Genomic DNA, 23543 nt, shown 5'->3' on the forward strand with positions numbered 1-23543 from the left:
TGCGGCTAATCGGTTGGTTTAATCGATACTGACACCCGAGAACACGTTGCGGCCGAACGGGCTGACTTTGAATCCTTCGACCCGGGTGCTTAACGGCTGGTTGACCGTCGAGTGGGCGACAGGCGTGATCGGCACTTGCTGTTTAAGCAATTGCTGGGCCTGTTTATAAAGCACGGTGCGCTGATCGCGGTCGGTGACGACCTTGGCCTGTTTGATCAGCTTGTCGTAAGCCGGGTCGCACCACATGGAGTAGTTGTTGCCGCCGATGGCGTCGCAGCTGTACAGCGTGCCCAGCCAGTTGTCCGGATCCCCGTTGTCACCGGTCCAGCCAATCAGGCTGACGTCGTGCTCGCCGTTCTTGGTGCGCTTGATGTACTCGCCCCATTCGTAACTGACGATCTTCACTTTCAGACCGATCTTGGCCCAGTCAGACTGGAGCATTTCGGCCATCAGTTTGGCGTTCGGGTTGTACGGACGCTGCACCGGCATCGCCCACAGGGTGATCTCGGTGCCTTCTTTCACGCCGGCAGCCTTGAGCAGTTCCTTGGCTTTTTCCGGGTTGTAGGCGGCGTCCTTGATGGTGTCATCGTAGGACCACTGGGTTGGTGGCATGGCGTTGACGGCCAGTTGGCCGGCGCCTTGATAAACAGCGTTGAGAATTCCCTGTTTATTCACCGCCATGTCCAGCGCCTGACGCACTTCCAGTTGATCGAACGGCTTGTGGCGCACGTTGTAGGCGATGTAGCCGAGGTTGAAGCCTGGCTTGGAAATCAGTTGCAGTTTCGGGTCGGCCTTCAGCGCTTCAACATCGGCAGGACGCGGGTGCAGGGTGATCTGGCACTCGTTGGCCTTGAGCTTCTGCACGCGTACCGAAGCGTCGGTGTTGATCGCGAAAATCAGGTTCTTCAGCTTGACCCGGCTCGGATCCCAATACTGCGGGTTGCCGGTGTAGCGGATGTTCGAGTCTTTCTGGTAGCTCTTGAATACGAACGGCCCGGTGCCGATCGGCTTCTGGTTGATGTCGCTCGGCTTGCCGTCGGCCAGCAGCTTGTCGGCGTATTCGGCAGACAGAATGGCGGCGAAGCTCATGGCGATGTTCTGGATGAACGCTGCGTCAACACTGTTGAGCGTGAACTCCACGGTCAGCGGCCCGGTCTTCTCGACCTTGGCGATGTTCTTGTTCAGGCTCATCCCGTTGAAGTACGGAAACTCGGTGGGATAGGCCTTGCGGAACGGCTGTTGCGCATCGAGCATGCGATTGAACGTGAACAGCACGTCGTCGGCGTTAAAATCGCGGCTCGGCTTGAAGTAAGGGGTTGTGTGAAATTTCACGCCTTCACGCAGGTGAAAGGTGTATTTCAGGCCATCTTCGGAAATGTCCCACTTGGTTGCCAGACCGGGTACGACATTGGTCGCGCCTTTTTCGAACTCCACCAGGCGGTTGTACAGCGGCTCGGCGGCGTCGTTGTCGGTGGCCGTCGTGTATTGCGCGGTATCGAAACCCGCCGGGCTGCCTTCCGAGCAGAACACCAGGCTGTCGCTGGCGGCGTAGCTTGCAGACGTGGCGGCCAACAGGCCGGCGCCCAACAGTGCGGAAAAAACCAAGGTATGGCGCATGACGCTCCCTCTTTTTTTAGTGTTATGCAATGCACCTGGATCCCGATCCCGGGACTTTCTGGTCGCATTGAGCTCAATCCAAATACGTACGGCAAAACCGGTGGCCCACGCAGACACTGGTCAGTACGCGACGGTAGGCACCGTGCCTCTGGCAGTAAATACGTAATTGCCTTAATGCTCGTAGGAAAAGTCGACGCGCCTATACCGAAGCAATCATCTGCGGCGGATTTGGGTGTAGGCCTTTTCCTTTTTTCCCGGTAGATAAAGCAACGGCGACGTCAGAAACGCCGCCGTTGCAATGTCTTACTTGCTGACGCTGACGCCGTAGAAGGAATTCAGGCCAAATGGGCTGATCTTGAAATCCTGCACGTTGGCGCGCATGGGTTGATACACCGTCGAGTGAGCGATAGGTGTCATTGGAACTGCATCTTTGAGAACGTGTTGCGCCTGTTTGTACAGCTCGGTGCGCTTGCCCTGGTCGGTAGTGCGTTTGGCTTCTTTCACCAGGCCGTCGAACTTCTTGTCGCACCACTTGGAGAAGTTGTTGCCGCTCAGCGAGTCGCAGCCGAACAGAACGTTGAGCCAGTTGTCCGGATCACCATTGTCACCGCTCCAGCCAATGATCATGGCCTGGTTCTCGCCACCTTTGGAGCGCTTGATGTACTCGCCCCACTCGTAGCTGGTGATCTTCACTTTCAAGCCGATCTTGGCCCAGTCGGACTGGAGCATTTCAGCCATCAGTTTGGCGTTCGGGTTGTACGGACGCTGCACCGGCATCGCCCACAGGACGATCTCGGTACCTTCCTTGACGCCGGCTTCCTTGAGCAGCTGTTTGGCTTTCTCAGGGTCGTACTTGGCATCCTTGATGGTGGTGTCGTAGGACCACTGGGTCGGCGGCATGGCGTTGACGGCCAGTTGGCCCGCGCCCTGGTAAACCGAATCGATGATTTGCGGCTTGTTCACGGCCATGTCCAGCGCCTGACGCACGCGCAGGTCAGCCAGCGGGTTGGCCTCGTTGCTGCCCTTGACCTTGTCCATCACGTTGTAGGCGATGTAGCCCAGGTTGAAGCCAGCCTGATCCGGCATTTTCAGCGACTTGTCTTCCTTCAGCGCTTTCAGATCGGCCGGACGCGGGAACAGGGTGACCTGGCACTCGTTCTTTTTCAGCTTCTGGATACGCACTGACGGGTCGGTGGTGATGGCGAAGATCAGGTTGTCGATCTTCACGTCTTCAGGTTTCCAGTAGTCCTTGTTGCCGGTGTAACGGATGTTCGAGTCTTTCTGGTAGCTCTTGAATACGAACGGGCCAGTGCCGATCGGCTTCTGGTTGATGTCGGCGGCTTTGCCATCCTTGAGCAGTTGGGCCGCGTATTCGGCGGACTGCACGGACGCGAAGCTCATGGCCATGTTCTGGATGAACGCGGCGTCGACTTCTTTCAGGGTGAACTTGACGGTGTGGTCGTCGACTTTATCGATCTTGGTGATGTTGGTGTCCATCCCCATGTCGGTGAAGTACGGGAATTCGGTCGGGTACGCCTTACGGAACGGGTCATCCTTGTTAATCATGCGATTGAAGGTGAACAGCACGTCGTCGGCGTTGAACTCACGAGTCGGCTTGAAATACGGGGTGGTGTGGAACTTGACGCCTTCACGCAGGTGGAAGGTGTAGGTCAGGCCATCGTCGGAAATGTCCCACTTGGTCGCCAGGCCAGGAATCACGGCGGTGCCGCCGCGCTCGAACTGGGTCAGGCGGTTGAACATGGTTTCGGCTGAGGCGTCGAAGTCGGTTCCGGTGGTGTACTGGCCTGGATCAAAACCGGCCGGGCTCCCTTCGGAGCAGAACACCAGGTTAGTCGCAGCGGTGGCGAAAGGTGCGGAGGCTAACAAGCCTGCGCCGACTAGAAACGGAATGACCGCGTGTTTAAGCATGTTGGCCTCATGATTTGTTGTCATTTTTTAGTTGTGAGGTACGACCTCGTGAGTCGTGCCTGCGGATACTTATGCAGGCCCCATACCCAATGCAAGATCCAGAGCGGTCGGCGGCGTTAAACGGTGGCACGAACGTACCTTAATGTCGCATCCGTATAACTTTTGACGCATTTGACCGTTTGCGGGTGGTTTTTGCGGTGCATTCGGGGCACTGAAATGGTGCGCTGGAGGTGTCGGGTGCGCTTGGGTGGGGCTTGGTGTTACTTATTTATACCCTTGGGGATGGGCGGGGTTGAGGGGTTTTCGCGGTGGGCTTTGGTGGGGTGGATTGGGGCAGGGATTGGGGAGTTTTACTTGGTGCAACTGGGTGTTTCGATTGGTGGCACCTTGGCGGCCTTTGGGCCGACCAGGGTGTTGGTTGGTTTGGGTGAATATCCGTTTTTTGCGGTGTGGCGGCTGGCGGTTTCGCCCTTACGGCGACTTACTTTTTTACAAGCGCCTAAAAAAGTAAGCAAAAAACGCTAGCTCCTACGTTCGGCCCACTCGCTGGGGCTCGGGGTCCCTTCGCTCCGGGACTGATCCGGGCGCAGCGGCTCCGGTTTGCTTCGCTGCACCTCCTTCCGCTGTGTTCGACTTCGTCGAACGGTCGCTGCGCTCCCACACCCGGATCAATCCCTCCACTCAGCCTTCCGACGTCGCCGGTGGATCAAGATCAAGAGCAGGCGAGCTGACACTCGGCCTATTGAGTGGTGAAAAGCGGGTGTTCGGCGTTATTTTTGTTGTGGATTTGCCCCGCACCCCAGCCCTCTCCCCGAGGAGAAGGGGCTGATTTGTGTGTTTTTCAAATCCTGAGTTCAACTCGGAGTTTCACGTTGGCGTATCTCCCCCAAACACCTCGGTCAGTCCCCTCTCCCTCTGGGAGAGGGTTAGGGTGAGGGTTTGCTTTTTTGCTGTTTAAATCCGCTGCGAAACAGCCAGAACCTTCCCACAAGGTTTTCAGGTTGTCCGTCGGACGTGCGCTCTCTAGGCTTGGGTCGTCGCTGGTTGTTCAGCGATCGGGTGTGAGAACCCGACATTCATAGTCATTCAGTGCCCAGATCCGCATAATTGCCGCCAGCAAGTTTGCTGCCTGCAAGTGCGTTATGGCGGCTCTGTGCGGGCGGGCTTATGTCCGGCCGGGTGCCTATGACCGGTTTTCTCACCCCGCACAAAGCTGCCACCTCTTCGTCGTGTGAGAAACGGCATCGAGATGGCTCAACCTCATAGGTGAAGCGCATGAGCAAACCAGTCCCCGACCCACCCGAAGAAACCTCAACCCCCCTCGAAGCCGCGCTGCGTGCCGACGATCTCGCGAAGAACCGCGAAGCCATCAAGCGTGCCCTCGATTTCTATCTCTGCCCGCCACCCGGCAAACCCCATCCACCCAGCACGATGTTTCTGGTCCAGCCCGACATCGACACCGAAAGCCTGCTGGCTCACGCCTGTGAGTCCCTTGCTTCAGCCAATACGCTGGCCAGCGATTTCGCCGATCAGCTCGGTCGTCCGCAGCGCAATACGGCGCTGGCGATTCAGCAGATCATCATGCTGGCGGAGCTGGCGGTGAATCGGGCGCTGGATCGGGTTGATCCGCACGCTTGAGATCGCGTCATCGTTCTTCGCGAGCAGGCTCGCTCCCACATTCAAATGCGTTCAACCTGTGGGAGCGAGCCTGCTCGCGAAGCGGTGGATCATTCACTACAAAACCCGGACACAAAAAAACCGGCAACCATTTACTGATTGCCGGTCCTTCATTCAGCCAAGCTCAAATCACTGCATCAACACTTCAATCGAGCCATCAGCGGTCATGCTGACCTGGCTGGTGCCGGCTTCTACTTCCGGGGTCACCGGGGCGGAATCCATGGCCGCGGCTTTCATCATCATCGGCGCGCGCAGGTACGGTTGTGGGTAACCGTTGCTGTTGAGGTTCAGGTTGACGATTTTGTAGCCTTTGCCGCCCAGGGCGTCGGTGGCCAGTTGGGCGCGGGTCTTGAAGGCGGTGACGGCTTCTTTGAGCAACTGGTCTTCGCTGGCCTTGCGGGTCGGGTCGGCGATGGCGAAGTCCATGCCCCCCATTTTCAGGTCGGTCAGCAGCTCGCCGGTGAGTTTGGACAGGGCGGCGAAGTCGGTGCTTTCCAGGCGCAGTTCGGCGCGTTCGCGCCAGCCGGTGATTTTCTGGCCTTTGGTGTCGTAGATCGGGTAGCTGTTGCGGCTGCCCGTACGCAGGGTGATGTCTTTGACTTGCTTGGCCTGGGCGGTGGCCTTGTTCATGGTGGTGCTGATGGCGGCGGCGAGTTTGGCCGGGTCGGTGTTCTGCTCTTCGGTGTAGAGCGTCACGATCATCTGGTCGCGGGCCACTTCCTGGCTGACTTCGGCGCGCAGGGAAATCTGGTTGTAGTGCAGCTCATCGGCGGCCAGCGCCGGGAGGCTGGCGACGCTGCCGACGGTCAGGGCGAGGAGGGCGGCGCTGCGGCGAAATGTGTGCATGAAGGCTCCTTGAATGAGGCGCAGGTGATGGGTCGCGGCCTGCGTGAACCATCAGACTCTAACTTCTATGATCCGGTTCGCCCAGTTACAACTTCTATACAGATACCTGCGCGCAGTGGGGAGTGCTTCTGTGGCGAGGGGATTTATCCCCGATCGGCTGCGCAGCAGGCGCAAATCCGGCTGATGCGGTATGTCTGGTTAAATGAGGTCGCATGATTTGGGGCGGCTCCGCCACCCAGCGGGGATAAATCCCCTCGCCACAATTGATCTCCAATAGCCCTCGGAATCTTCTTCAACTCAGATGAATTCTCCATCGTCGCCATGTGGTCGTTTGCCGCACTTTCGCCTCTGAACCCCGCGCCTTGGTTATACTCCGTGCGATCCGCCTGGAGCGCTCATCAGGAGAGCTCATGCTCGCCCCCGTACAACTGACTTCCGCCACTCGCCAGAACCTCTGGCGGCTGACTTTCATCCGCACACTTGTGCTCGCCGCGCAGGCCGGGTCCGTGGGTCTGGCCTACTGGCTGCAATTGCTGCCGTTGCCGTGGGTGCAATTGGCGATGACCCTCGGCTGTTCGATTCTGCTCTGCGTGTTCACTGCCGTGCGCCTGCGCACATCGTGGCCGGTGACCGAGCTCGAATACGCGCTGCAACTGGCCTGCGATCTGGTGATTCACAGTGCGCTGCTGTATTTCTCCGGCGGTTCGACCAACCCCTTCGTTTCCTATTATCTGGTGCCGCTGACCATCGCGGCGGTGACCTTGCCGTGGCGTTATTCGGTGATTCTGTCCGGTATCGCGCTGGCGCTGTACACGCTGATGCTGACGCGTTTCTATCCGCTGGAAACCCTGCCGGTCGCCCGTGAGAATCTGCAGATCTACGGCATGTGGCTGAGCTTTGCCCTGGCTGCTGCGGTCATCACGTTCTTCGCCGCGCGTATGGCTGAAGAGCTGCGCCGGCAGGAAGAATTGCGCGCGATCCGCCGGGAGGAAGGGCTGCGTGATCAGCAGCTGCTCGCCGTTGCGACCCAGGCCGCCGGTGCGGCGCATGAATTGGGCACACCGCTGGCGACCATGAGCGTGTTGCTCAAGGAAATGCAGCAGGATCACCCCGATGCACTGCTGCAGGACGATCTGAAAGTGCTGCAGGATCAGGTCAAGCTGTGCAAGGAAACCTTGCAGCAACTGGTCCGTGCCGCCGAGGCCAATCGGCGTCTGGCGGTGGAGATGCAGGACGTTACCGACTGGCTCGACGAAGCGCTGAACCGCTGGCACCTGATGCGCCCGGAAGCCAGTTATCGCTTCCAGCGTCTCGGTCAGGGGGCGGTGCCGCGCATGGCGCCGCCGCCGGATCTGACCCAGGCATTGCTGAATCTGCTCAACAATGCAGCCGACGCCTGCCCGGAAAATCTCCAGGTGACCCTCGACTGGGACGCAGAGACTTTGACGATCAGCATTCGCGACCACGGCGCCGGTGTGCCGCTGGCCATCGCCGAGCAGATCGGCAAGCCGTTTTTTACCACCAAGGGCAAAGGTTTCGGCCTGGGCCTGTTTTTGAGCAAGGCCAGCGTGACACGCGCCGGCGGCTCAGTGAAACTCTATAGTCATGAGGAAGGCGGCACGCTCACCGAGCTGCGCCTGCCCCACGGCGCCCGAGGAGACCAACATGAGTGACGAAATCCAAGTCGAAGGCGAAGAACTGCCGCATCTGCTGCTGGTCGACGACGACGCGACCTTCACCCGCGTCATGGCCCGCGCCATGGCCCGTCGTGGCTTTCGCGTCAGCACTGCCGGTTCCGCTGAAGAAGGCCTGACCATCGCCCAGGCCGATCTGCCTGATTACGCTGCGCTGGACCTGAAAATGGACGGCGACTCCGGTCTGGTCCTGCTGCCCAAGCTGCTGGAACTCGATCCGGAAATGCGCGTGGTGATCCTCACCGGTTATTCGAGCATTGCCACGGCAGTCGAGGCGATCAAGCGTGGCGCCTGCAACTACCTGTGCAAACCCGCCGATGCCGACGACGTGCTGGCCGCGCTGCTGTCTGAGCACGCCGATCTCGACAGTCTGGTGCCGGAAAACCCGATGTCGGTCGATCGTCTGCAATGGGAGCACATCCAGCGCGTGCTCACCGAGCACGAAGGCAATATTTCCGCCACGGCCCGCGCGCTGGGCATGCACCGCCGCACCCTGCAGCGCAAACTGCAGAAGCGCCCGGTGCGTCGCTGAACCTGCGCTGAACGACTATCGCCAGCCCTCGCGATGAATCGCGCCGATCATCTATGATCGGCGCGTGTCCGTTCTTTTTACTATCGAGCCTTATCCATGAATCAGAACGCTGAATATTCCGCGGTCAACGATGCTGTGCGCGGGCAGTTTTTTCGCAAAGTCTGGGCGATGACCACGCCTTACTGGCGCAGCGAAGAGAAGGGCAAGGCCTGGACGTTGCTGATTGCCGTAATTGCGCTGACGCTGTTCAGCGTGGCGATTTCGGTGTGGATCAACAGTTGGTACAAGGATTTCTACAACGCTTTGCAGAGAAAGGATGAAGCCGCGTTCTGGCAGTTGATTCTGTATTTCTGCGGCATCGCGACCGTGGCGATTCTCGGCGCGGTGTATCGGTTGTATCTGACGCAGATGCTGACGATCCGCTGGCGGGCGTGGCTGACCGAAAAGCACTTCAAGCGCTGGCTGGACCACAAGAATTACTACCAGCTGGAGCAGGGCGGTTATACCGATAACCCCGACCAGCGGATTTCCGAAGACCTCAACACTTACACCGCCAACACCCTGAGCCTGGGCCTCGGGCTGCTGCGCACGATTGTCAGTCTGGTGTCGTTCTCGATCATTTTGTGGGGCGTGTCGGGCAGTATCGAAGTGTTCGGCATCGAGATTCCCGGCTACATGTTCTGGTGCGCACTGTTGTACGCGGCGGTCGGCAGTTGGCTGACGCATTTGATCGGTCGCCGTCTGATCGGTCTGAACAACAAGCAACAACGCTTCGAAGCAGACCTGCGTTTTTCCATGGTGCGCGTGCGTGAGAATGCGGAAAGCATCGCCTTGTACAACGGCGAACCGAATGAAAACCGCCGCTTGAGCAATCGCTTCGGACTGGTCTGGCACAATTTCTGGGACATCATGCGCGTGTCCAAGCGCCTGACGTTCTTCACCTCCGGCTACGGGCAGATCGCAATCATTTTCCCGTTTGTCGTCGCCGCACCGCGCTATCTGTCCGGCAAGATCGAACTGGGCGAGCTGATGCAAATCAACTCGGCGTTCGGCAACGTGCAGGAGAATTTCAGCTGGTTCATCACCGCCTACTCGGATCTCGCCGCGTGGCGCGCCACCTGTGATCGTTTGCTGAGTTTCCGTCAGGCCATGAGCGACAACGAACAGCGCACCCCGGCCATCGACGTGCAGAACCAGGGCAGTGAGTTGCAGGTGCACAACCTCGGCCTCGATCTGGCCGATGGTCGTCACCTGCTGACCGACGCCGACATGACCGTTGAACCGGGTGAGCGCGTTATGCTCAGCGGGCGGTCCGGCAGCGGCAAGTCGACACTGCTGCGAGCGATGGGGCATTTGTGGCCGGCGGGGCACGGCAATATTCGTTTGCCGGCGGCGCGTTATCTGTTCCTGCCGCAGAAGCCTTATCTGCCGATCGGCACATTGCGTGAAGCGTTGAGTTATCCACAACCGGGCGATACCTACGCGCCAGAACGTTATGCTCAGGTGCTGGAAACCTGCCGTCTGCCACACCTGGTCGGGCGGCTGGATGAAGCCAATCACTGGCAACGCATGCTCTCGCCGGGTGAGCAGCAACGCCTGGCCTTCGCCCGCGCGCTTCTCTACGCACCGCAATGGCTGTACATGGACGAGGCTACATCGGCGATGGATGAAGAGGACGAGGCGACCTTGTATCAGGCGTTGATCGATGAGATTCCGGGGCTGAGCATTGTCAGCGTCGGTCACCGAAGCAGTTTGAAACGATTCCATCCACGGCACGTGCGGATCGACAGCGGTCGTCTGGTCGAACAGGCCATAACTGTCTGAACACCCACCTGTGGGAGCGAGCCTGCTCGCGAAGGGGTCATATCGGTCGACGAATCTGTCGTCTGAACCACCGCTTTCGCGAGCAGGCTCGCTCCCACAGTGGGGCAATGTGATCTGCCCGGTGATCGTACAACCCGCTTGAGCTATGATGGCGCCAAGCCGAACTTTCGAGACAAGATGCAGACCATGGAAAAGCTGATCGACACCCCGCGCCTCCCCCGCAAGCGCCGCAGCCTCGCCCAGGAATTGGTGACGGTGTTGAGCGAGCAGATCCGCGATGGCCTGCTCAAGCGTGGCGACAAGTTGCCCACCGAGTCGGCGATCATGGAAGCCCATGGCGTCAGCCGCACCGTGGTCCGCGAGGCAATTTCCCGTCTGCAGGCCGCCGGCCAGGTAGAAACCCGCCATGGCATCGGCACCTTTGTTCTCGATACGCCGAGCCCGAGCGGTTTCCGCATTGATCCGGCCACCGTTGTCACCCTGCGTGACGTGCTGGCGATTCTCGAATTGCGCATCAGCCTCGAAGTCGAGTCCGCCGGCCTAGCCGCGCAACGCCGCAGTCCCGAGCAACTGGCAACCATGCGCGCCGCCCTCGACGCCTTGAACGAAAGCGCCTCCCATGCCAGCGATGCGGTGTCGTCGGACTTCGCTTTCCACCTGGAAATTGCCCTGTCCACCGGCAACCGCTACTTCACCGACATCATGACGCACCTGGGCACCAGCATCATTCCACGTACGCGGCTGAACTCGGCGCGGCTGGCCCACGATGATCAACAGCACTACATGAGCCGCCTGAGCCGCGAGCACGAGGAAATCTACGACGCGATTGCCCGTCAGGACTCCGATGCCGCGCGTGCGGCGATGCGTCTGCACCTGACCAATAGCCGTGAAAGACTGCGCCAGGCCCATGAAGAGGCGCAGGCGCAGCGAAGCTGAGTCTTACGCCTCTATGCGCATTCGCAGCGGCAGCGAATACGGCTCCATGCTCGACTCGTCACGAAATTTGTAGCGCAGCTCCACCTCACGGTTCAGGTAAGGTTGCAATGCCTCTTTCGGCAGCTGCACCTCGATGTCGAGCAGCTTTTCCATTTCATCCTCGGCGTCGTCCCAGGCGCCAGTGTCCACCTCATCACCTTCCCATTCAGGTTCCTCGGCATCGCTGCCGAGGACCGCGTAGACGCTCCAGTTTGCTGCGAAATCGCTGGAATCCGGGACCTGCACGGTGAGGATGTCCGGCAATTGCGAGAGCTGAAGCGTCACGCAATCGTCTTGCGCTGGGGCGACGTGGGTGAGGGTGGGGGCGGCAAAATGCATCGACATAGCGGCTTCCTTTGAGTGGTCCGCCACGATCCTTCGTGGCAGTCGACGTACTTTACGAGCCGCAGGTCGCTACAGAATTAAACGAATCCAGACCGGATATTTCAGCCTTCGAAAGCGTCAAGCACGAGCCTTGTAGCCATTTCATAAAGTGCAAAAGCCAATCTTGTCCGACAAAAAAGCCCTGCCAACGATGAAATGCAGTTGACGGTTATTTTTTAAGTTGTACGATGACCTACAACTTCGGCTAAGGCTGAACGGTCCACTCACAATAAAACGTTGCTACCAGGGTGTTCGAATAATGAATCCACAAGAACTGAAGTCCATCCTCTCTGCCGGCCTGCTGTCTTTCCCGGTGACCGATTTCAACGCGCAGGGCGATTTCAACCGCGCGGGCTACATCAAACGCCTGGAATGGCTGGCTCCGTATGGCGCTTCGGCTCTGTTCGCCGCCGGTGGCACCGGTGAGTTCTTCTCCCTGGCCGCCAGCGAATACTCGGAAATCATCAAGACTGCCGTCGACACCTGCGCAACCAGCGTGCCAATCCTCGCCGGCGTTGGTGGTTCGACCCGCCAGGCCATCGAATACGCTCAGGAGGCCGAGCGTCTGGGCGCCAAAGGTCTGCTGCTGCTGCCGCACTACCTGACCGAAGCGAGCCAGGACGGTGTTGCCGCCCACGTTGAAGCCGTGTGCAAATCGGTGAAGATCGGCGTGGTCGTCTACAACCGCAACGTTTGCCGCCTCAACGCGCCGCTGCTGGAACGTCTGGCCGAGCGCTGCCCGAACCTGATCGGCTACAAGGATGGCTTGGGCGATATCGAGTTGATGGTGTCGATCCGTCGCCGCCTCGGTGATCGCTTCAGCTACCTGGGTGGTCTGCCGACCGCTGAAGTCTACGCCGCTGCCTACAAGGCTTTGGGCGTGCCGGTGTACTCCTCGGCGGTGTTCAACTTCATCCCGAAAACCGCGATGGACTTCTACCACGCGATCGCTCGCGAAGATCACGCCACCGTCGGCAAGATCATCGACGACTTCTTCCTGCCGTACCTGGACATCCGCAACCGCAAGGCCGGTTACGCCGTGAGTATCGTCAAGGCAGGTGCAAAAATCGCCGGCTATGACGCAGGTCCGGTGCGTGCGCCGCTGACCGACCTGACCGGCGAAGAGTACGAAATGCTCGCCGCGCTGATCGACAAGCAAGGCGCGCAATAAGCGAGAAAAGCGAGGCCGCTGAGCAATCAGCGGCTTTTTGCGTGAAGGCTTTTAGAGTTGAGGGCTGCCCTGTGACAACTGCAAAACGCTACGACAACTACATCAATGGCGAATGGGTCGCCGGTGCCGATTACTCGGCCAACATCAACCCGTCAGAACTCAGCGACACCATCGGCGATTACGCCAAGGCTGACCTGACCCAGGTCAACGCCGCCATCGACGCTGCTCGCGCTGCGTTCCCGGCGTACTCCACGTCGGGCATCCAGGCTCGTCACGATTCGCTGGATAAAGTCGGCAGCGAGATCCTCGCCCGTCGCGAAGAGCTCGGCATGCTGCTGGCCCGTGAAGAAGGCAAGACCCTGCCGGAGGCGATCGGTGAAGTGACCCGCGCCGGCAACATTTTCAAGTTCTTCGCCGGTGAATGCCTGCGTCTGTCCGGTGACTACGTGCCGTCGGTACGCCCGGGCGTCAACGTCGAAGTCACCCGCGAAGCGCTGGGCGTGGTCGGTCTGATCACCCCGTGGAACTTCCCGATTGCCATCCCGGCGTGGAAAATTGCTCCGGCCCTGGCCTATGGCAACTGCGTCGTACTCAAGCCTGCCGATCTGGTGCCGGGCTGCGCCTGGGCGCTGGCCGAAATCATTTCCCGCGCGGGCTTCCCGGCCGGTGTGTTCAACCTGGTAATGGGCAGCGGTCGCGTGGTTGGCGAGGCGTTGGTCAACAGCCCGAAAGTCGACGGCATCAGCTTCACCGGTTCGGTGGGCGTTGGCCGCCAGATCGCCGTCAACTGCGTTTCGCGCCAGGCCAAGGTGCAGCTGGAAATGGGCGGCAAGAACCCGCAGATCATTCTCGACGACGCCGACCTCAAGCAAGCGGTCGAGCTGTCGGTGCAGAGCGCGTTCTACTCCACCGGCCAGCGCTGCACAGCGTCGAGCCGTCTGATCGTCACCGCCGGCATTCACGACAAGTTCGTTGAAGCGATGGCCGAGCGCATGAAGTCGATCAAGGTCGGCCACGCGCTGAAGGCCGGCACCGACATCGGTCCGGTGGTCTCCCAGGCGCAGCTGGAACAGGACATGAAGTACATCGACATCGGCCAGTCCGAAGGTGCACGTCTGGTCAGCGGCGGCGGTGTGGTGACTTGCGACACCGAGGGCTACTTCCTCGCGCCAACCCTGTTCGCCGACAGCGAAGCGTCGATGCGCATCAGCCGCGAAGAGATCTTCGGCCCGGTGGCCAACATTGTCCGTGTGGCCGATTACGAAGCTGCGCTGGCAATGGCCAACGACACCGAATTCGGCTTGTCGGCCGGCATCGCCACCACCTCGCTGAAGTACGCCAACCACTTCAAGCGCCACTCACAGGCCGGGATGGTGATGGTCAACCTGCCGACCGCCGGTGTGGATTACCACGTACCGTTCGGCGGGCGTAAAGGCTCGTCCTACGGCTCCCGTGAGCAGGGCCGCTATGCACAAGAGTTCTACACCGTGGTGAAAACCGCCTATGTAGGCTCCTGATACACGCAATACCCCTGTAGGAGCTGCCGAAGGCTGCGATCTTTTGATCTTTTTTTTCAAGATCAAGATCAAAAGATCGCAGCCTTCGGCAGCTCCTACAGGCAATAAATGCAAGACCAAAGAAGCTTCACCCCGCATAAAAATAATCAGTGGGAGTACATCTGCATGCAATCCTCCAAGCCGACTCACGTCCGCTATTTGATCCTGCTCATGCTGTTTCTGGTGACCACGATCAACTACGCCGACCGTGCCACGATCGCCATTGCCGGCTCCAGCCTGCAAAAGGACCTTGGCATTGACGCCGTCACCCTCGGCTACATCTTCTCCGCATTCGGTTGGGCCTACGTCGCCGGGCAAATTCCCGGTGGCTGGCTGCTCGATCGTTTCGGCTCGAAAAAAGTCTATGCCCTGAGCATTTTCACCTGGTCGCTGTTCACCGTGCTGCAAGGCTTTGTCGGAGAATTCGGCATGTCCACGGCAGTGGTTGCGCTGTTCATGCTGCGTTTCCTCGTGGGCCTGGCCGAAGCGCCATCGTTCCCCGGCAACGCACGCATCGTGGCGGCGTGGTTCCCGACCGCTGAACGCGGCACCGCTTCGGCGATCTTCAACTCGGCGCAATACTTTGCCACCGTGCTGTTCGCGCCGTTGATGGGCTGGATCGTCTACAGCTTCGGCTGGGAGCACGTGTTCATCGTCATGGGTATCCTCGGTATCGTGTTCTCGCTGGTGTGGCTGAAAGTCATCTACAGCCCGCGCGAACACCCACGCGTCAACGAGGCCGAGTTCAAGCATATCGCTGACAACGGCGGCATGGTCGACATGGATCAGAAGGGCAAGAAGTCCGACGGTCCGAAGTGGGATTACATCCGTCAGTTGCTGACCAACCGCATGATGCTCGGCGTGTATCTGGGCCAGTACTGCATCAACGGCATCACCTACTTCTTCCTGACCTGGTTCCCGGTGTATCTGGTGCAAGAGCGTGGCATGACCATTCTCAAGGCCGGTTTCATCGCTTCGTTGCCGGCCATTTGCGGCTTTATCGGCGGCGTGCTCGGCGGGGTGATTTCCGACTACCTGCTGCGCAAGGGCCATTCGCTGACCTTCGCCCGCAAGGCGCCGATCATCGCCGGCCTGCTGGTGTCGAGCAGCATCGTCGCGTGCAACTATGTTGACGTGGAATGGATGGTGGTGGGCTTCATGGCTCTGGCATTCTTCGGCAAAGGCGTTGGCGCACTGGGCTGGGCGGTGGTTTCCGACACTTCGCCGAAACAGATCGCCGGTCTGAGCGGTGGCTTGTTCAACACCTTCGGCAACATCGCTTCGATCACCACGCCGATCGTCATCGGCTACATCATCAGCTCCACCGGCTCGTTCAAGTGGGCGCTGGTGTTTGTCGGTGCCAACGCACTGGTCGCGGTGTTCAGCTATCTGGTAATCGTCGGCCCGATCAAGCGTGTGGTCTTGAAAGAGCCGCCAGCCAAGGGCGGCAATGAAGCCACCGGCAATTTGTCTCAAGCGCATTCCTGAGGAGCGGCGTCATGCAGTTGATTGAACATTCCGACTCGCCGCGCTACATCCGCCTGCACGAGCGGGACAACGTTGTAGTGGTGGTCAACGATCAGGGCGTACCGGCCGGTACCGAGTTTGCCGATGGCCTGGTCACCTTGGATTTCGTACCGCAGAGCCACAAGGTCACTCTGGAGGATATTCCTGAGGGCGGCCCGGTGATTCGTTACGGGCAGATTATCGGCTACGCCTTGCAGCCGATCCGTCGCGGCAGTTGGGTCAAGGAAGATCAACTGCGCATGCCGACCGCGCCGCCGCTGGACAGCTTGCCGCTGTCCACCGATGTGCCGGATGCGCAGGCACCGCTGGAAGGCTTCACGTTCGAGGGTTATCGCAACGCCGACGGCACCGTCGGCACGCGCAACATTCTCGGCATCACCACCACCGTGCAGTGCGTCACCGGCGTGCTCGATCATGCGGTCAAGCGCATCAAGGAAGAGCTGCTGCCGAAGTACCCGCACGTCGATGACGTGGTGGCACTGACCCACAGTTATGGCTGCGGTGTGGCGATTACCGCGACCGACGCCTACATCCCGATTCGTACCGTGCGCAATCTGGCGCGCAACCCGAACCTGGGCGGCGAGGCGCTGGTGATCGGTCTGGGCTGCGAGAAATTGCAGGCCGGGCAGGTGATGCACGAGGACGATGCCTCGGTGGATCTCAGCGATCCGTGGTTGTACCGCTTGCAGGATTCGAGTCACGGCTTCACCGAAATGATTGAGCAGATCATGGAACTGGCTGAAGTGCGCTTGAAGAAACTCGACCAGCGCCGCCGCGAAACCGTGCCGGCCTCCGAGCTGATTCTCGGTATGCAGTGCGGCGGCAGCGATGCGTTTTCCGGCATCACCGCCAACCCGGCGCTGGGTTATGCCTCGGACTTGCTATTGCGTGCGGGGGCGACGGTGATGTTTTCCGAAGTCACCGAAGTGCGCGATGCGATCTACCTGCTGACCTCACGGGCGCAGACGCAGACCGTCGCCGAAGAGCTGGTACGCGAGATGGACTGGTACGACCGTTACCTGGCCAAGGGCGAGGCCGATCGCAGCGCCAACACCACGCCGGGCAACAAGAAGGGCGGGTTGTCGAACATTGTCGAGAAGTCCCTGGGCTCGATCGTCAAGTCCGGCAGCAGCGCGATCAATGGCGTGCTCGGCCCGGGCGAGCGTTTCAAGCACAAGGGCCTGATTTTCTGCGCGACGCCGGCCAGCGATTTTGTCTGCGGTACGTTGCAACTGGCAGCAGGGATGAACCTGCACGTGTTCACCACCGGTCGCGGCACGCCTTACGGGCTGGCCATGGCGCCGGTGGTCAAGGTTTCGACGCGGACTGAACTGGCGCAGCGCTGGCCGGACCTGATCGACATTGATGCCGGACGCATTGCCACCGGGCGCGCGACCATCGAAGAACTGGGCTGGGAGTTGTTTCACTATTACCTGGACGTTGCCAGTGGCAAGCAACAGACCTGGGCGGAGAAACACAAGCTGCACAACGACATCACCTTGTTCAACCCGGCGCCGATTACCTGATCGTTTCATGGAAGATCAAAAGCCCCTCACCCCAGCCCTCTCCCGGAGGGAGAGGGGGCCGACCGAGTTGTTTGGCGCTATACATCGACCTGACAAATCGGGTCGATTATGGATTCGACGATGTCATTTCAGGTCGGTGGATTGTTTAAATATCCCCCGATCGGTTCCCTCTCCCTTTGGGAGAGGGCTAGGGTGAGGGGCTTTTGCTTTATCATTGCCCCCCTGACTAAGCTCACCCAAGGCTCCCCGGCATGCTGGCAATCTTTCTTGAAACCCTGAACATCACCGCGCCGGTGTTTGCCATGCTGTTTCTCGGTGTGCTGCTCAAGCGCATCGACTGGATCAACGACAACTTCATCCACACCGCCTCGTCGCTGGTGTTCAACGTGACCATGCCGGCGCTGCTGTTTCTCGGCATTCTCCACGCTGACCTGCACGCCGCACTGCAACCTTCGCTACTCATCTACTTTTCCCTCGCCACCCTGGTGAGTTTCGCTGTGGCTTGGGGCTGGGCGATTTTCAGGTGTCCGCGCGAAGATCGCGGCATCTACACCCAGGGTGCGTTTCGCGGCAACAACGGCGTGATCGGTCTTGCACTCGCCGCGAGCATGTACGGCGATTACGGCATTTCCCTCGGGGCGATTCTGGCGGCGCTGGTGATCCTGTTCTACAACACCCTGTCGACCATTGTGCTGGCGGTGTACAGCCCGGTGATCAAGTCCGATCCGTGGAGCATCTGCAAAAGCGTGTTCAGCAACCCGCTGATCATCAGCGTGATTTCGGCAGCGCCGTTTGCCTATTTCAAGATCGGACTGCCGGGCTGGCTGGAGACCTCCGGCCAGTATCTGGCGCAGACCACTTTGCCACTGGCGCTGATCTGTATCGGTGGCACGCTGTCACTGGCGGCGCTGCGCAAGAGCGGCAACATGGCGCTCAGTTCCAGCCTGGTGAAGATGATCGGTCTGCCGGTGCTGGCGACACTGGGGGCATGGCTGTGGGGCTTTCGCGGGGCGGAATTGGGGATTCTGTTTCTCTACTTTGGCAGCCCGACGGCGGCGGCAAGTTTCGTCATGGCCCGGGCGGCGCAGGGCAATCATGAGCTGGCAGCGGCGATTATCGTGATGACCACTTTGATGGCGGCGATTACCACCAACGTCGGGATCTTTGTGTTGCAGTGGGGTGGGTGGATCTGACAAGGATTTGCAGTGTCTGTCAGGGCCTCTTCGCGAGCAGGCTCGCTCCCACAGGGAAACGCATTCCAACTGTGGGAGCGAGCCTGCTCGCGAAGGCGGTCACTGCGGTTTCTGATAGCTGTCGATCACTTCCTGCGCCGCGCGAAACGCATCGATCGCCGCCGGTACGCCGGCATACACCGCGCAATGCAGCAGCGCTTCGCGAATCTCTTCCACCGTGCAGCCGTTGTTCAGCGCACCGCGCACGTGGCCCTTCAACTCTTGCGGACACTTCAACGCGGTCAGCGCGGCGAGGGTAATCAGGCTGCGGGTTTTCAGCGGCAGCCCCTCACGATTCCACACGCCACCCCAGGCGTGTTCATTGACGAAATCCTGCAACGGCTGGGTGAACTCGGTGGCGTTGCCCAAGGCGCGATCAACGAACGCATCGCCCATGACCTGACGACGGATTTCAACCCCGGACTGCTTCGACTCGCTCATGGCACATCTCTCTTGTGGTGTTGGCGACGCCAGGCGCGGATCGACGTGAACAGCAGAAACGTCAGCAGCGCCGGCAGGACATAAAACAGCATCAAGCGCTCGAGTTTGCCGGCCAGCGGCATGCCGGTGGTGAACGACACCACATGCAGCCCGTAGACCAGATACAAACCGAGCAGCAGCAAGCCTTCGGCTCGAGTCACGCGGTAGCCCGAGTAAAACACTGGCAGACACAGCGCAGCGACGCCGAGCATCACTGGCAAGTCAAAATCCAGCGCGTTGGGGGAGACGGAAAGCGGCGTCGGTGCGAGCAGCGCGGTCAGCCCGAGTACCCCGAGCAGGTTGAACAGATTGGCGCCGATCACGTTGCCCACGGCTATGTCGCGCTGCCCGCGCAACGCAGCGATCAGCGAAGTCGCCAGCTCCGGCAGCGAAGTGCCGACCGCGACCACGGTCAGGCCGATGACCCGTTCGGACAGGCCCAAGTCGGTGGCCACGACCACGGCGGCGCCGAGCAGCAGACGGCCGGCGAACACCAGCATGGCCAGGCCAGCGAGAATCATCAGCACACTGATCAGCCAGGATTGCTGCGTCTCGGTTGGTCGTACTGTATGAGGTCGCGTCGAGTGTCGCGACTGGCGGAACAACAAGCCAAGGTACAGCGCCAACGCCCCGAGCAGCAGGACGCCGTCGAGACGCCCGAGGTCTTTATTCCAGGCGAGGATGAATACCAGCAGGCTGGCGCCGATCATCAGCGGGATATCCAAGCGCACCAGTTGCCGCGACACGCGCAGCGGAATGATCAGTGCCGACAGGCCAAGGGTTACGAGGATATTGAAGATGCCGCTGCCGACCACGCTGCCGACGGCGATGTCCGGGTTGTCGGTCAACGCCGCTTGCAGGCTCACGGTCATCTGCGGCGCGCTGCTGCCGAGGGCGACGATGGTCAGGCCGATGATCAACGGACGCACATGCAGGCGCTCGGCCAGACGCACGGCGGCGCGCACCATCAGCTCGGCGCCGATGAGCAAAAGACACAGGCCGCTGAGCAGTTCGATGACGTTGATCAGCGGCAGATCGGCTAGTCCGAAAATGGTCGGCGCTCCATCAGTCCAGGGCCTGCACGCGAACCCGTGCGGTGCCGCTGCGCAGCATGCCGATTTCATCGGCGGCCTCGCGTGACAGATCGATCAGTCGGCCACGGGTGTGCGGGCCACGGTCATTGATGCGGACCACGACTGATTCATCGTTTTTCAGATTGGTGACCTTCACCCGCGTGCCGAACGGCAACTGGCGGTGGGCGGCAGTCAGGGAATGCTGGTTGAACGCTTCGCCGCTGGCGGTGCGTTTACCGTGATGCCTGGCTCCGTAATAGGAGGCGACGCCGGTCTGGTCGTAACCGTGCGGGTCGATGGTGTCGGTACTGGCGCAACCGGCCAGCAGAGAGAGCAGGGCGCTGCTCAGCAACAGACGCTTCATTCAAAGGTATCCCGGATCAAATGTAGGAGTGACCTGTGGCGAGGGGATTTATCCCCGTTGGACTGCGCAGCAGTCCCAAAACTGAGAACTCGGTTTATCTGGTGCAAATCAAGCTCAGCAATTGGGGCCGCTTCGCGGCCCAACGGGGATAAATCCCCTCGCCACAGGTCCCTTCCACAGGGGATGGAGCCAGGCTTTGGATCTGGCTCCATTGGTGGTCAGCCTTCGAGCTTGCTTTTCAGCAGTTCGTTCACCTGCTGCGGGTTGGCCTTGCCTTTCGAGGCTTTCATGGCCTGGCCGACGAAGAAGCCGAACATCTTGCCGCGTTTGGCTTCGTCTGCCGCGCGGTACTGTTCGACCTGTTCGGCGTTGGCCGCGAGCATTTCGTCGAGCACGGCCGAGATCGCGCCGGTGTCGGTGACTTGCTTGAGGCCGCGCTTCTCGATGATCTCGTCAGCACTGCCTTCACCATTGGCCATCGCTTCGAACACCACCTTGGCGATCTTGCCGGAGATAGTGTTGTCCTTGATGCGCTGCAGCATGCCGCCCAGTTGCTCGGCGGAGACTGGCGAGTCTTCGATGTCCAGGCCCTGCTTGTTGAGCAGGCTGCCCAACTCGACCATCACCCAGTTCGCCGCCAGTTTCGCGTCGCCACCGATGGCTGCGACTTTCTCGAAGTAATCCGCCTGTTCACGGCTGGTGGCCAGCACGTTGGCGTCGTAAGCCGACAGACCGAACTGGCTCTGGAAGCGCTCGCGCTTTTGCGGTGGCAGTTCCGGCAGGGTGGCACGCACTTCACCGAGGAACGACTCTTCGATGACCACCGGCAGCAGGTCCGGATCAGGGAAGTAACGGTAGTCGTTGGCTTCCTCTTTCGAACGCATCGGACGGGTCTCGTCCTTGTTCGGATCGTACAGGCGGGTCTGCTGGATCACTTTGCCGCCGTCCTCGATCAGTTCGATCTGGCGCTGGATCTCGGAGTTGATTGCCTTCTCGATGAAACGGAACGAGTTGACGTTCTTGATCTCGCAGCGAGTGCCGAACTCGACCTGGCCTTTCGGCCGTACCGAGACGTTGCAGTCGCAACGCAGCGAGCCTTCGGCCATGTTGCCGTCGCAGATGCCCAGGTAACGCACCAGTGCGTGGATCGCCTTGACGTAAGCCACGGCTTCCTTGGCGCTGCGCATGTCCGGCTCGGAAACGATTTCCAGCAGCGGTGTGCCGGCACGGTTCAGGTCGATGCCGGTGGCACCGTTGAATTCTTCGTGCAGGCTCTTGCCGGCATCTTCTTCCAGGTGCGCGCGGGTGATGCCGACGCGTTTGACCGTGCCGTCTTCCAGGGCGATGTCCAGGTGCCCTTTGCCAACGATCGGCAATTCCATCTGGCTGATCTGATAGCCCTTGGGCAGATCCGGGTAGAAATAGTTTTTCCGGGCGAACACGTTGTGCTGGCCGATCTCGGCGTCAATTGCCAGACCGAACATCACCGCCATGCGCACCGCTTCCTGGTTGAGCACCGGCAGCACGCCGGGCATGCCCAGGTCGATCAGGCTGGCCTGGGTGTTCGGCTCGGAACCGAATGTGGTGGAACTACCGGAAAAGATTTTCGACCGGGTGGTGAGCTGAGTGTGAATCTCCAGCCCGATCACGACTTCCCATTGCATGTGTGTCTCCTCAGAAGCCGGTTGGGGTGCGGGTGTGCCAGTCAGTGTTGAGCTGATACTGGTGGGCAACGTTCAACAGGCGGCCCTCCTGGAAGTACGGCGCGAGCAACTGCACGCCCACCGGCAGACCGTCGACAAAACCGGCCGGCATCGACAGGCCCGGCAGGCCAGCGAGGTTGGCGGTGATGGTGTAGACGTCTTCCAGATAGGCAGCGACCGGGTCGCTGTTCTTGGCGCCAAGCTTCCAGGCCGGGTTCGGCGTGGTCGGGCCGAGGATGATGTCGACTTCATTGAACGCAGCCATGAAATCGTTCTTCACCAGACGGCGGATCTTCTGCGCTTTCAGGTAGTAGGCGTCGTAGTAACCGGCGGACAGCGCGTAGGCACCGACCATGATCCGGCGCTGTACTTCCGCGCCGAAGCCTTCGCCACGGGAGCGCTTGTACAGGTCGATGAGGTTTTCCGGGTTTTCGCAGCGGTGGCCGAAACGCACGCCGTCGAAACGCGACAGGTTGGAAGACGCTTCTGCCGGGGCGATCACGTAGTACGCAGGAATGGCGTGCTGCATGTTCGGCAGGCTGATTTCCTTGATCACCGCACCGAGCTTCTGCAACTGCTGGATGCTGTTCTGGATCAGCTCGGCAATGCGCGGGTCGAGACCGGCGCTGAAGTATTCCTTCGGCACGCCGATGCGAAGGCCTTGCAGCGACTCGCCCAGGCCGGCGGAGTAATCCGGCACCGGCTCATCGATGCTGGTGGAGTCGTTCGGGTCGAAGCCGGCCATGCCTTGCAGCAGAATCGCGCAATCTTCGGCCGTGCGCGCCAACGGACCGCCCTGATCAAGGCTGGACGCGTAGGCAATCATGCCCCAGCGCGAAACGCGACCGTAGGTCGGCTTCAAACCGGTGAGGTTGGTGAATGCTGCCGGCTGGCGGATCGAACCGCCGGTGTCGGTGGCGGTGGCGGCAGGCAGCAGGCGAGCGGCCACGGCGGCGGCCGAACCACCGGACGAACCGCCCGGCACGTGTTCCAGGTTCCACGGGTTTTTCACCGCGCCGTACCAGCTCGACTCGTTGGCCGAACCCATGGCGAATTCGTCCATGTTGGTCTTGCCCAGGGTCACGGCGCCGGCAGCGGCCAGTTTCGCAACGACAGTGGCGTCATACGGGGCTTTGAAGTTGTCGAGCATCTTCGAGCCGCAGCTGGTGCGGATGCCCAGGGTGCAGAACAGGTCCTTGTGGGCGATCGGCGCGCCGAGCAGGGCGCCGCTCTCACCGTTGGCCCGGCGTGCATCGGCGGCTTTCGCCTGCTCGATGGCCAGATCCTCGGTGAGGCTGATGAAACTGTTGAGCTGCGGATCGAGCTGGGTAATACGCGCCAGCAGGACTTTGGTCAGCTCTTCGGAGGAAAACTTTTTATCGGCGAGACCGCGGGCGATCTCGGCCAGAGTCATTTGATGCATTGCAGGCTCT

At 60.3% G+C, this 23543-nt stretch carries 19 protein-coding genes; 10 read left to right on the forward strand and 9 right to left on the reverse strand.

Going from position 1 to position 23543, the window contains the following annotated elements:
- Positions 1–18 precede the first annotated feature (18 nt).
- Together ASG55_RS00515 and ASG55_RS00520 are read right to left on the reverse strand one after the other, a co-directional pair.
- A complete protein-coding gene (locus tag ASG55_RS00515; RefSeq protein ID WP_041477956.1) occupies positions 19–1617 on the reverse strand; it encodes an ABC transporter substrate-binding protein in 1599 nt (532 codons plus the stop codon).
- A 303-nt stretch (positions 1618–1920) separates the two neighbouring features.
- Complete coding sequence (locus ASG55_RS00520; protein ID WP_016771716.1) at positions 1921–3546, reverse strand: ABC transporter substrate-binding protein; 1626 nt, start codon at positions 3544–3546, stop codon at positions 1921–1923.
- A gap of 1275 nt (positions 3547–4821) precedes the next feature.
- Between ASG55_RS00520 and ASG55_RS00530 the strand changes: the two genes are divergently transcribed.
- Positions 4822–5184, forward strand: a complete 363-nt coding sequence (locus tag ASG55_RS00530; protein ID WP_056782915.1) for a DUF6124 family protein — start codon at positions 4822–4824, stop codon at positions 5182–5184.
- Between the two features lie 168 nt (positions 5185–5352).
- Here the strand turns inward: ASG55_RS00530 and ASG55_RS00535 are convergent, their stop codons facing one another.
- The gene (locus tag ASG55_RS00535; RefSeq protein WP_016771714.1) at positions 5353–6069 is read right to left on the reverse strand and encodes an SIMPL domain-containing protein; all 717 of its coding nucleotides are present in this window, start codon (positions 6067–6069) and stop codon (positions 5353–5355) included.
- A 410-nt stretch (positions 6070–6479) separates the two neighbouring features.
- On the opposite strand from ASG55_RS00535, the gene ASG55_RS00540 reads away from it, so the two are divergent.
- The 4 genes from ASG55_RS00540 to ASG55_RS00555 all read left to right on the forward strand — a co-directional run bounded on the left by ASG55_RS00540 (position 6480) and on the right by ASG55_RS00555 (position 11055).
- On the forward strand, positions 6480–7742 hold the full coding sequence (locus ASG55_RS00540; RefSeq protein WP_016771713.1) for an ATP-binding protein: 1263 nt from the start codon (positions 6480–6482) through the stop codon (positions 7740–7742).
- The gene (locus tag ASG55_RS00545; RefSeq protein ID WP_003221630.1) at positions 7735–8295 is read left to right on the forward strand and encodes a response regulator transcription factor; all 561 of its coding nucleotides are present in this window, start codon (positions 7735–7737) and stop codon (positions 8293–8295) included. Before ASG55_RS00540 ends, ASG55_RS00545 begins: the two co-directional genes overlap by 8 nt.
- Before the next feature lie 96 nt (positions 8296–8391).
- Positions 8392–10119 (forward strand): ABC transporter ATP-binding protein/permease, encoded by a 1728-nt coding sequence (locus tag ASG55_RS00550; RefSeq protein WP_056782917.1) that lies wholly within the window; start codon positions 8392–8394, stop codon positions 10117–10119.
- A gap of 186 nt (positions 10120–10305) precedes the next feature.
- On the forward strand, positions 10306–11055 hold the full coding sequence (locus tag ASG55_RS00555) for a FadR/GntR family transcriptional regulator (protein WP_177327011.1): 750 nt from the start codon (positions 10306–10308) through the stop codon (positions 11053–11055).
- Between the two features lie 3 nt (positions 11056–11058).
- Here ASG55_RS00555 and ASG55_RS00560 read toward each other — a convergent pair whose 3' ends face one another.
- Positions 11059–11439, reverse strand: a complete 381-nt coding sequence (locus tag ASG55_RS00560; protein ID WP_056782919.1) for a hypothetical protein — start codon at positions 11437–11439, stop codon at positions 11059–11061.
- 298 nt (positions 11440–11737) lie between these two features.
- On the opposite strand from ASG55_RS00560, the gene kdgD reads away from it, so the two are divergent.
- The 5 genes from kdgD (at position 11738) to ASG55_RS00585 (ending at position 18451) form a co-directional block, all read left to right on the forward strand.
- Positions 11738–12649 carry a 5-dehydro-4-deoxyglucarate dehydratase gene (gene kdgD / locus ASG55_RS00565; RefSeq protein ID WP_016771708.1) on the forward strand — a complete coding sequence of 304 codons (912 nt, stop codon included), beginning with the start codon at positions 11738–11740 and terminating at the stop codon, positions 12647–12649.
- A gap of 71 nt (positions 12650–12720) precedes the next feature.
- Positions 12721–14166, forward strand: a complete 1446-nt coding sequence (locus ASG55_RS00570; RefSeq protein ID WP_056782921.1) for an aldehyde dehydrogenase family protein — start codon at positions 12721–12723, stop codon at positions 14164–14166.
- A 165-nt stretch (positions 14167–14331) separates the two neighbouring features.
- The gene (locus ASG55_RS00575; RefSeq protein WP_041477964.1) at positions 14332–15693 is read left to right on the forward strand and encodes an MFS transporter; all 1362 of its coding nucleotides are present in this window, start codon (positions 14332–14334) and stop codon (positions 15691–15693) included.
- 11 nt (positions 15694–15704) lie between these two features.
- The gene (gene garD, locus ASG55_RS00580) at positions 15705–17258 is read left to right on the forward strand and encodes a galactarate dehydratase (RefSeq protein WP_016771706.1); all 1554 of its coding nucleotides are present in this window, start codon (positions 15705–15707) and stop codon (positions 17256–17258) included.
- Positions 17259–17509: 251 nt separating this feature from the next.
- Positions 17510–18451, forward strand: a complete 942-nt coding sequence (locus ASG55_RS00585; protein WP_056782923.1) for an AEC family transporter — start codon at positions 17510–17512, stop codon at positions 18449–18451.
- Positions 18452–18550: 99 nt separating this feature from the next.
- Here the strand turns inward: ASG55_RS00585 and ASG55_RS00590 are convergent, their stop codons facing one another.
- The 5 genes from ASG55_RS00590 to gatA all read right to left on the reverse strand — a co-directional run bounded on the left by ASG55_RS00590 (position 18551) and on the right by gatA (position 23533).
- On the reverse strand, positions 18551–18931 hold the full coding sequence (locus ASG55_RS00590; protein WP_024011602.1) for a carboxymuconolactone decarboxylase family protein: 381 nt from the start codon (positions 18929–18931) through the stop codon (positions 18551–18553).
- Positions 18928–19938: a calcium/sodium antiporter gene (locus tag ASG55_RS00595; RefSeq protein WP_056786733.1), complete on the reverse strand. Its 1011-nt coding sequence runs from the start codon at positions 19936–19938 to the stop codon at positions 18928–18930. Before ASG55_RS00595 ends, ASG55_RS00590 begins: the two co-directional genes overlap by 4 nt.
- A 97-nt stretch (positions 19939–20035) precedes the next feature.
- The gene (locus ASG55_RS00600; protein ID WP_056782925.1) at positions 20036–20407 is read right to left on the reverse strand and encodes a septal ring lytic transglycosylase RlpA family protein; all 372 of its coding nucleotides are present in this window, start codon (positions 20405–20407) and stop codon (positions 20036–20038) included.
- A gap of 218 nt (positions 20408–20625) precedes the next feature.
- On the reverse strand, positions 20626–22071 hold the full coding sequence (gene gatB / locus ASG55_RS00605) for an Asp-tRNA(Asn)/Glu-tRNA(Gln) amidotransferase subunit GatB (RefSeq protein WP_016771702.1): 1446 nt from the start codon (positions 22069–22071) through the stop codon (positions 20626–20628).
- A gap of 10 nt (positions 22072–22081) precedes the next feature.
- On the reverse strand, positions 22082–23533 hold the full coding sequence (gene gatA / locus ASG55_RS00610; RefSeq protein ID WP_056782927.1) for an Asp-tRNA(Asn)/Glu-tRNA(Gln) amidotransferase subunit GatA: 1452 nt from the start codon (positions 23531–23533) through the stop codon (positions 22082–22084).
- Between the last annotated feature and the right edge of the window lie 10 nt (positions 23534–23543).

Origin of the sequence: Pseudomonas sp. Leaf434 (assembly GCF_001425545.1) — a bacterium.
Lineage (GTDB): Bacteria > Pseudomonadota > Gammaproteobacteria > Pseudomonadales > Pseudomonadaceae > Aquipseudomonas > Aquipseudomonas siliginis.